Below are 13,555 nucleotides of genomic sequence, written 5' to 3' on the forward strand. Positions count from 1 at the left end.
CGGAAGACGCGAATGACGTGGTCCCACAACCTCAACCAGCTCAGGCGATGTCCCGCGTGCGACGACGACCTGGGTGTCCCGCCGTCGCACGCCGAGGACGGTTCCTGGCGACGGCCGAGCCTCCTGCTGGAGGTGTGCGGCACCGAGCGCGGCGCGATGGAGTGGCGGCTCAGCTCGTTCGACAAGGCCGTCGAGGCGCAGTCGAAGGGCTACCACCGGTCCCGGCCCGGCTGGGTGTACCGGATGTGCGGTGACGGCCACGTCTTCCTCGACCACATCAGGATGACCGGCGAGAGCGTCGGTACGGAGTGGACGGTCGACGACTTCGACGTGGCCGCCACGATCGGTGGCGTCGCGGCCGGCAAGAGCTATCTGGTCCTGCGCACGCTGCACCAGCAGCTGTCGGTGAGCGGCCTGCCGCACATCACCTCGCCGGACCGGCCGATGCAGGTCAACAGCCACACCGTGGACTGGCTGGAGGACACGCCGCTGCAGGTGCTGCTGCAGAACTACCGCGAGACCGAGGAGAAGGGGCTCCCGCTCGGGCCGACGGTGCTGCGCACCACGGTGCCGTTCCACTTCCTCAGCGCCAACATCTCCCCCGACGTCGTGCCCGCTCTCCTTGAGCTGCAGGAAAAGCTCGGCGGCGAGGGGCACCTCGACCGGTCGTCCTGGGGACGGCGGATCCGTCAGCCGATCCTGTGCCGGTACCAGATCGGCGGCAGGCGGGTGCTCGTCGCGATCGCCGACCTCGCGGGTGAGCAGTTCGCGAAGTCGGCGCTGGAGGACGACTACCACCAGCGGCTGCTGCGCAACTACGGCACCCTCACCTGGGTGATCGACCCGGCGATCGCGAAACCGTTCGCCGCGTTCATCCCCGAGGACACCGCCGAGGAGACGATCGCGGCCAGCGTCCGGCCGGGTGAGAGCGTGAACAACGACCTGCGCGGCGTGCTGAACCAGCGCAACGCGATGCAGCGCCGGGTCGCGGGCACTCTGGCGCAGGAGTCGAGCCCGCTCGCCTCCAACATCGGGGCACGGCAACACGTGCTGGTGTGCATCACCAAGATGGACCTCGTCCATCTCGGGTTGCGCCGGGGAAAGAGGCTCGACGAACTCGGTGCGCCCGGCGCGATCGTCAAGGGCGCCGCGCGGTACCTGGCGGAGCTCGCGGTCCGGTTCAGCGGACCGAACCGCAGGATGGTCGAGGACGCGGCCCTGCACTCGATCGTCGACCCGATCGACCGGACGCGGCACGAGCCGAACCTGTTCGAGGCGACCGTGCGGCAGTTCGCCACGGCGATCGTGGAGCACCACGCGAACCCGGACGCGTGGTGGAACCTGGTGCACGTCGGTGGTGGCGCGGTGATCGAGGTGCGCGAGGGCGAGCACTCGTCGGTGCTGCCCGCGAGCCGGATCCTGTTGCCGTCGCTGGACTCGCACATCGCGGGCGCGCTCACGCCACACCAGTCGGCGGTGCTGCGCACCAGGGACCTGGTGATGTCCGCGCTGGGGTGCGGCATCGCGTTCGCCCTCGGGTTCGAGCAACGCGTCGAGTCGATGCTCGGGCAGAGATGGCGCGACGTCCGGTTCTTCCTGTGCTCTCCACTGGAGCACGCGCCCGTCCGGGTTGCCGCGACGAGCGAACTGATCGAGCCGCAGGACGCGAGCGCGGTCTTCCCCGATGTCGACGAGAGATCAGCGGCACTGTCCCAGTTGCTGCTCTGCCTGCTCCGGAGGATGCGGCCGTGACCGAACACGTCGTCGTTGAGTGGGGTGACCACGCCGGCAGCGGCTTCGCGCCGTACGCCGATCCGCGGCGGGGTGAGGCGCCCGCGCCCGCGTTCGTGCGGGCGGCGAACGACCTGCAGGACGAGATCGTGCCTCAGCCGCCGGAGGACGCGCGCGACAACGACCGGTTCCCGGTGTGGGGACTGCAGAAGGTCGACGTCGAGGACCACGGTCCGCACTGGTGCTTCACCGTGCAGGGCCGGGGCGGCGCGTTCGGGCGGGCGGGCAGCTGCCAGTTCCTGTTCGCGCCCGTCGCCGCGGATCCCGCCGAGGTGTGGGCGCACGGCGTCGCACTGGTCGGCAGGGACGGCAAGCTCGGTCACGAACCGCACCAGGTCCCGCCGCACGGCGTGGACCCGTCTCTGCTGCTGGGGCCGCTCACAGCGCTGGCCGAACGTCGCAGACGCGTCGCGGTGGCGGGCTCTCCCGCCGAGGTCGCCGCCGTGATCGGCTGCCTCGTCACGGCGTTGCCGAGCGCGGTGGTGGCCGAGCACATCTGGATGACGTTCCCGCTGAGCACGCCGGTGCTGGACAAGCGTCCCAGCGTCACCGGACGGTGGCCGGCCGAGCAGTCGGACACCCTCAGCGCCCGGCGGGTCGCGCGCTGGCTGGAGCCCGATCCCGACGAGCTGCCGGAGTCCCTGCCCCGCCGCGCGGACGAGGCGCTCGCGTGGCTGGCGCAGCTCGCCGCGGCCGGGCGCCGCAACCCCGCCCACCGCCGCTCGGCGTCGTTGCGGACGTTGCTGGACCTGATCATCGCCGAGGAACTGGGCATCACCGAGGCGGACATCGCGAGCCTGGTGCACGCGCACGACCAGCGGCTGCGCAACGGCACCAACCCGGACATGGTGCTGCGGTGGGCGGCCCAGCAGCCCGGCTCCGCGATCAGTGAACTGCTCCGGACACCGCCGCAGTGGCTGGAGGCGCTGCTGTTCGACGGGCTGATGCACGCGCAGCTGCACGCCGGGCGCGGGCAGAATCCGGCGCTCTTCCCACCAGCGCACGCCGTCAGCGGCAGCTGGCACGGGCGGCTCGCCGAACTCCTTCGTGCGCGTTACCGCCAGCAGGAGGAGCTCCAACGGTTCGTGCGCGACCACGTGGTCGCGCCCGGAAAGCCGCTCGGCACAGCCGATCTCGTGCAGGACTGGCGGAACTGGCTGGTGAAACTCGGCGTCTCGCCGAACGACCCGTCCATCTTCCCGTTGCCCGTCAAGGACATCGCGGCTGCTCTGATGCAGAACGGCCGGATCTCCGACGCGCACCAGCAGTTCCTGCGGGCCTCGGGCGACCCGGCCGAGGCGATCAGGTCGGTCGTGCACCGCATGAACGACGTGACCCCGGCGGGCGCCGCCGTGCTGATGGCGGTGCCGGACAACTCCGAGGGCAGGGTCCAGGTGCTCAGGACCGTGCTCGCGCACAACACGTTCCGCGAGTCGGAAGCCGCGGCGTGGCTCGTCAAACTCATGACGACGACCGGGTCGAGCCGGGTGAAGGAGGCGGCGGTCATCGCCGGGACCCAGCACCTCGAGAAGGCCGGGCCGCTGCCCGCCACGTTCCTGGCGTCGGTGCTGGAGTACTGGAGCGTGCTGTCGGAGAAGGAACCCGTCGCACAGGTGGTGCTGCGGGACGCGGGGGTTCTGTTGCGTCCCAAGGCACCTGCCAGGAGAGCGCCCTCACCGGTGCCACGGCAGGACGACGGCTGGCCGGTGCGTGACGAACCGGCCCGGTCGCTCGCGTTCGTCCCCGAGGCCGTCCCGGAGGATGACCGGGACGACGACGGACAGGGCTCGTGGTGGGCCGTGTCCGCGCTGGTGGCGACATCGGTGGTGGTCGTGCTCTTCCTGCTGGTGAGCGCCGTGCTCGGTCGATTGGGGTAGTGATGACCGAACCGTTGTCCGCGGCCCGGCAGGTGGCCGCGCTGACCAAGGCAGCAATGTCCACCATGGACAGGACGGCCGGGGTGTCCGCCCGCAACCGTCCTCCGCACCTCGCCCAGCTGCACGGCGTCCTGGAGATCGCGGTGCAGCAGGCCAAGCAGGTCGAGACGAACCCGGCGGCCGCCGACCGCGACGCCGACCTGTGGCGGCTGCGCGAACCCGGCTACCTGCGGGCGATCTGCGAACACCCGCCCGCACACCCCGGCAACGCACTGGTGCTGCTCCCGGTCGTCCTCACCTGGTCCGCGCTCGGCGTCGCGGAATGGCGCTACGTCGAGCAGTACACGTCGAGCGATCCCGGTGCCCGCCCGTCGTTCTTCGCGGACTGGCTCTCCCAGCCCTGGTACCTCGGCCCGGTGATGCTGTCGCTGGTGATCGTCGTGACGGTGCTGTGGATCATGCTCAACCACCGCCGCACCTGGTCGTCGCATCGCCGCGCCGACACGATCGACCGCGTCGCACACCAGCTCGAGGTGGACCTGCTCCCGCCGCTCGCCGTCCTGCGCGCCCAACTGGGCACGTCGTCGCCGGAACAGCAGACGCGCGAGGCGGCCGCCACCCTGGCCGGTGCCGCACAACGCCTCGGCGAGGCCTCCTCCCGCCTGGCCGCCGCCTCCGAGGTGGTGGACCGCCTGGGCGCGGTGGCCAGGGAACTCGTGGCCGCCCTGCCCGACCTCGCCCGCCAGGTGGACGCGTTCTCCGCGGTGCAGCAACGGTTCGGCGACCAGGCCCGCGAGATCGTCGCCGCGGTGGCGCCGCTCGAGACCGTGGTGGCCGATGTCGGCGTCGCGGCGGCCCTGGCGCGCGAGGCCTCGGTCACCTCTGGGGAGGTGGTGCGCGCGGCGACCGTGCAGACCTCGCTGGCCCACGACCTCTCCACCCGCAACGCCGCGCACCGCGACCTGCTGGAGGAGGCGCAGAAACCGTTCTCCGCGGCCGCCGACTCGGTCGCGGGGGCGGCGGATCGCTTCCAGGCCACCGTGTCCGCACTGCAGGAGACCACCGGCAAGCTGCGGGAGACGATCCGCGAGGTGAACTGGCTCGCGATGGTGTCCGACGGTCTGCGCCATCCCACCGAACACCCGGACCACGCCCAGCCCCGCCACACGGACCCGCCAGGCCACGCCGAGCCGCCCAGCCACGGCGACCAGTCAGGTCACACCGGCTCACCCGGCCACGGCGACCAGGCGGGCCCCACCGGCTGGCCGACGCCGCCCGACCAGGCCTCACCTCCGGGTCAGGTGGCGTGATGGCGCGCAGGCAACCGGTCAACGCCCTCGGCATCGCCGGCTGGCTGTTCGCGGAACTGGCCCTGGTGCTGATGATCGTCGCCCTCGGGTCGGACGATCACGTGCCGGCGGCGGCCCAGCCGGCCACCCCGCCCGCGTCACCCGCCCCGGCCACGAGCGCCACGGCCTCGCCGGAAGGCCTGTCGCTGACCACGAGGTCGTTCATCATGTCCGTGGACGGGTCCGGCGCGGGCGTGGTGGACGAGTTCCGCCGCAGGCTTCTCGACGAGGTCGGGCCGGACGCGCGTGTCGGGCTGGTCCTGGTGTTCGGGAAGTCCCGCGACCCGTCCGTGCCGACGCAGGGAACCCTGGTCTCGCAACAGCTCAAGGACCTGGTGGTGCCGGCGGGCCTGCCGCAGCTGCGCACCATGAACGACATGCGCGCCTACCTCGGTTCGGACGGCGCGCCCGGTGACGCCAAGGTCGAGCTGTTCCTGCTCGGCGGCGGCCGCTGATGCGGCGGCGCGGGCCGGACGTCGTCGTGGTCGACGGATCAGGCGCGGAGCGAGGCCCTGCGCTGTGCTCTGTCCTGGGGCGCAACGGACTGACGGCGGAATCCGCGTCCGCTTTGGACATCAAGACGCATTCCAAGGCGTGCGTGCTGCTGCTGATGCCCGTCGACGAGTTGCCGGACGACGGGCATCACGTGCTGTCCGTGGTGGCCGGGCTGCGCGGACGGTTCGAGGGGCGGTTCGTGGTGGCATGGCACGTGCCGCACCGGGTCCGGGCCAAGGTCGCCGCCACCGTCGGGAACAGCGCCGCGTTGCTGCTCGGCACCAGCTGGCAGCGGGAGCTGGTGCGGCACGCCACGGCCTTCGACGCCGTGCGGTGCCGGGACCGGCAGGTGCGCGAGCTCGTGTCGGCGCGGCGGATCGGCGGCAAGGCCGTCGAGCGGTTCCGCGCCGACCTCGACGCGGTGGATCCGTTGGCGCTGCACGACATCACCGCGCAGGTGGCCGACCACGGGGAGGAGACGCGGCTGTTCTGGCCGCCGCCGGAGTCGATCGTCGAGGCGCTCCGGCTCCGGAACGCGGTGGTGGCCGGTGGCTGAGTACCGGAACGTCTTCAAGGGGACCGCCGACAGGGTGTTGCAGGCGGGGTACGTGCAGACCGTGCGATTCGACGCTTCCGGGGACGTGCCGGTCGACGAGGCGGTGCGCGATCTCGATCCGTTGTTCGCCGACGTGCTAGCGGGCGGGTTCACCGGGCGGCGGTGGCTGATCGAGCAGATCGACAGGTTCGTGGCCGAGCAGCCGTGCGGTTATGCCTGGGTGGAAGGGGACGCGGGCGTCGGGAAGACCGCGCTCGCGGCGCATCTCGTCCGCGAACGGGGCTGGGCCGGGCACTTCTCGCGGCTGACGCTCGGCGGTTCCGCGCGGGTCGCGTTGCGCAACCTGGCTGGGCAACTCGCACGTGATCACGGTCTCGCGCCAGGAGGTCTGCTGCCCGAACGGTGGTGCACGCCGGAAGGGTTCCCGGCACTGCTGGCCAAGATCACCCCTCCGCTCGTCCTGGTCGTGGACGGCGCCGACGAGGCAGAGCAGGTGGCGGGCGCACAGCCGTGGGGACTGCCGATGGAGCTGCCGCAAGGGGTCTTCGTGGTGGGCACCTACCGGACGGGCAGCCCGCCGCCGAGGTCCACAGCACCCGCGGCGGTGGTGCGGCTCTCCGCGACCGATCCTCGCAACATCGCCGACTTGGCAGAGCACGTGGCCAAGGTCCGGCCCGACGCCGCCGGCGAACTCGTCGAACGCTGCAGCGGCGTGTGGGTGTATCTGCGGTACGTCCTCAACGAGTTCCAGCAGGGCACCCGTACGACCGCCGACCCGCTGCCGAGGGACCTGGCGCGGTACTACGCCGACACGCTGGAGCGGTGCCGGACGGACGCGCTGCTGCCGCTCCTCGCGACGCTGGGCGTCGCGGGCGAACCGCTCGACGCCAGAACCCTGGCCGCACTGTCCGATGTGGACGAACACGCGGTGAGGGAACACTGTCACCGGACGCTGCGGCCGTTCCTCGGCGCCGTCGACGGGCAGGACGGGCGCGGTTTCGCGCTGTACCACGCCAGTCTGCGGGAGTTCCTCGCCGGCGTGCGTCCCGGCGACGAGAGTCCGGAGCAGGACTGGAAGTGGTGGGACTTCCTGCGGTCGGCCACCATCGCCGCGCACGACCGGATCGCCGAGCACTACCTGACCGGGACGGTCGACGACGGCTATCCGCTCAGGCACCTGGCACGACATCTCGTCGGCGCGGGCCGCGACGAGGACCTGCACCGCCTGCTGCGCGCGGACGACCCGAGCGGACGGCCCGCGTGGTTCGCCGCGCACGACCGAGCCGGCTCGGTCGACGGCTTTCTGTCCGACGTCGCCGTCGCGCGCGACCTCAACGCCCAGACGACCGACCAGGCGCTCGCTGAGAACCAGCCCGTACCGACGCTGTGCGACGAGATCTACTACCACCTGGTCACGGCTTCGGTCGTCAGCCGTACCAACGCGATCCCCGCCGAACTGGTCGCCGCGCTCGTCACCGGCGGCGTGTGGACACAGGCGCGTGCGGTCACCCACGCACTCAGATTGCCCACAGCCACCGCGCGAGCGCACGTGCTGGCCGTGCTCGCGGCCGAAACCGGCGCACAGGACGTCCTGGACCTGGCGCTCGCCCAGGCCGACAAGGTCACCTCCCCGTACCCCCGCGCCGAGGTGCTGCTCAAGCTGGTCCCCTGCCGTCCAAGCCTCGCCGCCGAGACGTTGCGGGCCATCACGGAAGTCGCCGGTGAGCACGAACGGGCCGGCGCCATCGCGGACCTGGTTCCCTGGCTGAGCGACCTCGGCGCCGCGCGGACACTGGCGGAAGACCTCACCAACCCCCACGCCCGAGCGCGGGCGTTGACCGCGCTCGGCGACCGGACCGGCGCCCTCGATGCGGTGCGCGCGATCAGCAGCGAAGAGGACCGGGCCGATGCGCTCGCCGTCCTCGCGCCACACCTGTCCGACACCGAGTCGGCCGAAGCCCTGGCCGTGGCCGAGACCATCACCGGACACCACCGCGCCGCCGCCGTGGCAGCGCTGACCACGAGAACACCGGCACCCGATCGCAAACCGGTCCGGGAAGCGCGGGAAGCGGCCTACGCGATCACCGATCCACACGACCGCGCCGAAGCGTTGACGCGACTCGCACCCCTGCTGCCCATCGCGCAACGACGAGAAGCACTGGCCGAAGCGCTCGCCGCGGCCACCGCTCCCGACGACGGTGGGCGGGACCTGCCCGCGGGCCTGGACTGGCCGGGTCTCACCGCGACCCGCAGCCGGCCGGACACCCTGACGACGATGTCGGCCTACCTGAGGAGAAGGCAGGAACCCGTTGTCCCGCAAGGAACCGATCTCGACACCCTCCTGTCGCGAGCGGCCGCCGACACCGACAACCGCGCCCGGTCCCGCGCACTCACAGAGCTGGTGCCGCACCTGTCCACATCGGCCCAGCTCGTTGACGCGCTGGCCGCAACTCCCTACGGGGAACGGGATCTGCTCTGCGCGGTGCTCCTGCGAGCCGGCGACGTGGCTGATGACAAAACCTTCGTCGCCCTGCTCCGCCACGCGCTGAGCCGCGGCGGCCGCGTCACCTGCACGGCGATCCTGGCCGCGGCGCTGCCCAGGATCGAGGCCCTCGCCGGGGACGACGCGGCCGGGTGGCTCGAGGCGGCACTGCACGACGTGCACCGGTGGTGGCCATGAGCCAGTGGCCAACAAGTGGACAAAAGCCCAGTTCACAGTCGTTCGATCCTACGATTCACCCATCAGGCGGCACCTGTTGCGACATCACGAGGAAGACCGATGAGTGAGGTGACCGCCCTCGGGCCCGGTGATCCGCGGCGACTGGGACCGTACCGGCTGCTCGGCAGGCTCGGCGCGGGCGGCATGGGCGTCGTGTACCTCGCCGTCTGGCCCGGCACCGATCGGCAGGTCGCGATCAAGGTGATCAACCGGTCCTACGCGGAGGTCCCGAAGTACCGCGTCCGGTTCGAACGCGAGGTCCGGACCGCGACATTGATCAGGTCCCCGCACGTCCCGCGGCTGCTGGACGCGGAACTGGAGGCCGACGAGCCGTACGTGGTGACCGAGGTGGTGCGCGGCACGAGTCTCGCCGGCCTGGAAGAAGGCCTCGCCCCCGATCGCCTGCTGACCGTGGCGAGGGACACCGCGCAGGCGCTCCTGGACATCCACGCGCACCAGATCGTGCACCGCGATCTCAAGCCCTCCAACGTGATGATGGCCGGTGAACGGGCGGTCGTGATCGACTTCGGGATCGCGGCCGACCTGTCCGACCTCGTCCGCGTGACCACCACCGGCCACGTCGTCGGGACGCTGCCCTACCTGGCGCCCGAACTGGTGGACCCGCGCCGGGCGGCACCGGCCTCGCCCGCCTCCGACGTGTTCTCCTGGGGCTGCCTGCTCTACTTCGCCGCCACCGGCCGGGCCGCCTTCTCCAGCGCGGGGACCACGCTCACCCAGCCGATCCCGGACCTCACCGGCGTTCCGGGCGTCGTGCGCGAACTGGTCGCGCGCACCCTCGACAAGCGTCCCGAACAACGCCCGTCGGTGCGGAACATCCTGGACGAGCTGGCCACCGTGGGCGCGGAAGTGGTGCTGTGCGGCGGGAACGGACGAAGCCACACCGCACACCTGCTGGCCGTGCTGCACGACAACGGACTGGCCGTGCGGGTGTCGGCCGACCCTGATTCCCTTGCCGACGCACGGGTTCTGGTCGTGATCGTGTCCGAACGGCCGGACGCCGCGGTGCGGGACATGCGGCTCGCGGCGAGGCAGCGCGGGGTGACCGTGCTCGTGGTGCTCGCCGGCGGCCACCACGAACCGGACGTCTTCCTCGACGCCCGCACCGGCGCGCTGCCCGATGCCGCTCAGTTGCGGGCCCTGCGTGTTCTCGCGATGGGCTGGGACACCGTTCCGGTCCCGGAGTTCTTTCCCACGGCACCGCTCGACGCCACGGCAGCGCTCGACCCCGCGGTGGCCGAGATCGCCGCCGCACTCGCCGAGGGCGACCTGGTGACGGCGGATCTGCGCACCACGGCGGTGTTGCTGGCCGCGGCGGGCTGCGCGGACCACGGCTGGGCAGGGCTGGACGAGGTCGCGTCCATCGGCGAACGACTACTGCGGGACTGCGCGCACGTCTGGCACGAAGGCACGGACGGCAAGCACGGTTTTCAGGCACAGCGTCTGCTCATGACGGACCACACCGGGACCGAGGTCGCCGACCTGGCCCACCTGTTCGGCTGGGGCGACCCGCTGAGCATTCCCGCCGACTACCCGGTCTGGGTGACCGGCGCGGGCCCCGGGTTCTTCCCGACCCTGCGCCACGAAGTCCCGTCAGACGCTTGGTTCGACAACTGGAACGTCACTGTTTCCGCGCTCTACGGGCGAATCCGGAGTGAGTTCTCATGATCGTGGTCATCGTTGTCCTCGTCGTGCTGGCCGTCGCGTTCATCGCCGCGGCGGTGCCGATCCTGCGCAGGATGCGGTACCTCCCCTTGCACAGATACGCCGTCGCCACGCGCAGATGGGGCCTGCCCGCGCCGAACCAGTCGCGGGAGGAGTTCCTGCTCCGGCGCACGCGGATCGTGCGCGGCGGGCAGACGATCCCGCCGTGGTCGTGGCTGTACGACATCCACGAGTACGACTACATCAGCATCCCTCCGGGCACCGTGGGACTGGTCAAGGCCAAGATCGGCGCCAACGCGCCGGCGGGCCGCCGGCTGTCCAAGTACGTCGACTGCGAGCGCTTCCAGAGCGTCACGAAGTTCCTCAAAGGCGACTGCGAGCAGGGTGTGCAGCCGGAACTGTTGCGCGGTGGCGAGGCGTACGCGATCGACCCGCAGGTGTTCGACGTGTACACAGTGGACACTCTGCCCGCGGACTTCCCGGCGAAGGCGGACGACCTGCGGCTGGTCTCCGTGGACGCCGAGGACGTCGGTGTCGTCATCGTCACCGACGCGCCGGCACCCGACGACCTGCGCGCGCCCGCGCCCGTGGTGGAGGGGCACAACAACTTCCAGAAACCGTGGGAGTTCCTCTGGAACGGCGGGCGCAGCGGGCCGCAGACCGACATCCTGCCGGGCGGCGCGACCTACGCGATCAACCCCCTGTTCGCGCGGGTCGTGCACATCCCGACCCGCGAGCTGACCCTGACCTGGGGCACCAAGTCCGGCGGCGAGGACCGCTACGACTCGGAACTGGGCCCGCTCAAGGTGACCATCCAGGGCTTCGTGCTGGAGGTGGAGCTGACCCAGACGCTGTCCATCCCTCCGCACGCCGCACCCTTCCTGGTCAAGCGGTTCGGCGAGGACGCGGACGGCGACGTCGGCGACCACAAGTCCACGGCGGTGAAGCGGTTCGTGGGCAGGGTGCTCGGCGAGAAGGTCAGGGGATACTTCAACGAACGCGCCAGCGCCGGCGAGATCGACAGGTTCCTCCACGAGCTCGCCGACCTGCGCGGCAAGCTGAAGGTCCAGATCACCCAGGCGCTGGCCGAGGTCCAGGTCGACGCCCGCGAGACGACGATCGGCGAGATCCGCTTCGCCTCCGACGAGCTCAACAAGGAGTACCGCGAGTACGTGGTGCTGCAGCAGCGGTTCCGGCAGCTCGAGCAGGAGCTGCTCAACCAGCACGTGGCCAACGACATCGAGCGCGCCCAGCTGGAGGTGCACAAGGCGAAGCTCTCCGCCCAGCTGGACGTGCTGATCGAGCGGCTGGGTCTGGATCACGTCAGGCGCGTTCAGTTGGACACGATCGCGTCCCAGGCCACCCACGCTCCAATCATCCTCACGGGTGGCATGCCCGCCGCCCTTCCGCTTGGCCCTTCGCAGCCGTCGGAACGGATCGCGATCCCCGCGTTCGACGCCACCGAGGGGCTGGACGTGTTCGACATCAGCCCCGGTCTGCCGTCCCTGAACGAAAGGACCGAGACCGGTGCCCCCGAATGAACAGGCACGGCCGGTGCTGGGCATCGATCTCGGCACCACCTACACGTGCGTGGCCGGGATCGACCGGCGTGGCGAGGTCGTGCTGCCCAACGCCGACGGCGAGTCGATCACGCCGTCGGTGGTCTACTTCGCCGACGACGGCACGGCTCTGGTCGGCAGCGCCGCCGTGGCCCGGCGCGACCAGGAACCCGGCCGGGTCGTCTCGCTGATCAAACGGGAGATGGGCAGGGCCGACGTCACCGTGGACGCGGGTGGGCGCCGCTACCACCCGCAGCAGGTGTCGGCGGTGATCCTGCTCAAGGTCGTCCAGGACGCGTTGCGGCACCTCGGCCGTGCGATGCCCGTGACGGGGCCGGTCGCCGACGCGGTGGTCGCCGTGCCCGCCTACTTCGGCGCGGCCGAGCGCAAGGCCACCGCCCAGGCGGCCCAGCTGGCACGGCTCAACCTGCTCGACCTGGTCAACGAACCCGTTGCCGCCGCGGTGGCCCACGGCCTGCACCGCGGCGGCGAGCGCACCGCGATGGTGTACGACCTGGGCGGCGGGACGTTCGACGTGACCGTCATCCAGGTTCGGCCGGACGGCTCGGCGAAGGTCGTCGCCATCGAGGGCAACCACCGCCTCGGCGGGGCCGACTGGGACCGGCAGCTGACCGAGCTCCTGCTCGGCAGGCTGAACTCCGCCGCGGACTCGCTGCGCGGCGACCCGAAGCTGATGGGCGGGCTGGTCCGGCAGGTGGAACAGCTCAAGATCGCCCTGACCGGCGTCGAGCGGCACACCGCGCTGATCACCGTTCCCGGCGGTGCGGAGCACGTCGTGACGATCACCCGCGACGAGTACGAGGAGGCCACCGCCGACCTGCTCGGCCGCACCGTCGAACTGACCCGTGACGCGCTGGAGAAGGCACGCCCGCATGGCGTCGAGAAGATCGACGACCTGCTGTTGTCCGGTGGCATGTCCCGCACCCCGGCCGTGGCGCGCAGGCTCGCCGAGGAACTGCCGGAACTGCCCGCCGCCCGGCTGGCCCACGACGCCGACCACACCGTCGCCAAGGGCGCGGCCCGGCTGGCATGGCACGCCCTGGGACACGACACCACCGACGAGATCAGCACGGTCACCGCCAAGGGGTACGGGGTGGCGGTGGTGCGCGACGCGGCCCGTCCCGCGCTCGGGCACGGGGTGCTGTGGATGATCCCGCCCGGCGCGGACGCCCCCGCGGTGCAACGGCATCAGGTGTGCACGATCCGCGACGACCAGCGCCGCATGGCGATCCGGGTCTACGAGTCGGCGACCGGTTTCGTGCACGGGGACCTCGCGGACGATCCGGCCGACCACGTCAGCCTGGTCGCGGGCGAGATCACCGGACTGCCCGCCGGTCTGCCGAAGGGCGAGCCGGTGGAGATCTGCTTCGAGCTGAAGGCCGACGGCGTCCTGCGGGTCCACGCCCGCGCGGGCAACGGCGCGTCGCTGCGGCTCGACGCGGAGGTGGCCGGGGCGATGACCGAGATCGAGATGAGCGCGCCACTGCCGGGAATCCGCCGCTGAC

9 protein-coding genes are annotated in these 13,555 nt (G+C 71.4%); all 9 read left to right on the plus strand.

Going from position 1 to position 13,555, the window contains the following annotated elements:
• Positions 1-12 precede the first annotated feature (12 nt).
• The 9 genes from ACIRG5_RS35740 (at position 13) to ACIRG5_RS35780 (ending at position 13,554) form a co-directional block, all read left to right on the plus strand.
• Positions 13-1,752 (plus strand): hypothetical protein, encoded by a 1,740-nt coding sequence (locus tag ACIRG5_RS35740; RefSeq protein ID WP_402913208.1) that lies wholly within the window; start codon positions 13-15, stop codon positions 1,750-1,752.
• A complete protein-coding gene (locus ACIRG5_RS35745) occupies positions 1,749-3,668 on the plus strand; it encodes a hypothetical protein (protein WP_402913211.1) in 1,920 nt (639 codons plus the stop codon). The genes ACIRG5_RS35740 and ACIRG5_RS35745 overlap by 4 nt, the downstream gene beginning before the upstream one ends.
• A gap of 2 nt (positions 3,669-3,670) precedes the next feature.
• Entirely contained in the window at positions 3,671-4,978 is a 1,308-nt protein-coding gene (locus ACIRG5_RS35750; RefSeq protein WP_402913213.1) for a hypothetical protein, read from the plus strand.
• Positions 4,978-5,472 carry a hypothetical protein gene (locus tag ACIRG5_RS35755; protein WP_402913215.1) on the plus strand — a complete coding sequence of 165 codons (495 nt, stop codon included), beginning with the start codon at positions 4,978-4,980 and terminating at the stop codon, positions 5,470-5,472. The genes ACIRG5_RS35750 and ACIRG5_RS35755 overlap by 1 nt, the downstream gene beginning before the upstream one ends.
• Positions 5,472-6,068: a hypothetical protein gene (locus tag ACIRG5_RS35760; RefSeq protein WP_402913217.1), complete on the plus strand. Its 597-nt coding sequence runs from the start codon at positions 5,472-5,474 to the stop codon at positions 6,066-6,068. Before ACIRG5_RS35755 ends, ACIRG5_RS35760 begins: the two co-directional genes overlap by 1 nt.
• On the plus strand, positions 6,061-8,748 hold the full coding sequence (locus ACIRG5_RS35765) for an NACHT domain-containing protein (protein ID WP_402913218.1): 2,688 nt from the start codon (positions 6,061-6,063) through the stop codon (positions 8,746-8,748). Before ACIRG5_RS35760 ends, ACIRG5_RS35765 begins: the two co-directional genes overlap by 8 nt.
• A 99-nt stretch (positions 8,749-8,847) precedes the next feature.
• Positions 8,848-10,473: a protein kinase gene (locus ACIRG5_RS35770; protein WP_402913221.1), complete on the plus strand. Its 1,626-nt coding sequence runs from the start codon at positions 8,848-8,850 to the stop codon at positions 10,471-10,473.
• Entirely contained in the window at positions 10,470-12,011 is a 1,542-nt protein-coding gene (locus ACIRG5_RS35775; RefSeq protein WP_402913223.1) for an SPFH domain-containing protein, read from the plus strand. The genes ACIRG5_RS35770 and ACIRG5_RS35775 overlap by 4 nt, the downstream gene beginning before the upstream one ends.
• Positions 11,998-13,554 (plus strand): Hsp70 family protein, encoded by a 1,557-nt coding sequence (locus ACIRG5_RS35780; protein WP_402913225.1) that lies wholly within the window; start codon positions 11,998-12,000, stop codon positions 13,552-13,554. The genes ACIRG5_RS35775 and ACIRG5_RS35780 overlap by 14 nt, the downstream gene beginning before the upstream one ends.
• Position 13,555: the final 1 nt, after the last annotated feature.

This window comes from Lentzea sp. NPDC102401 (genome assembly GCF_044765805.1).
GTDB lineage: Bacteria > Actinomycetota > Actinomycetes > Mycobacteriales > Pseudonocardiaceae > Lentzea > Lentzea sokolovensis.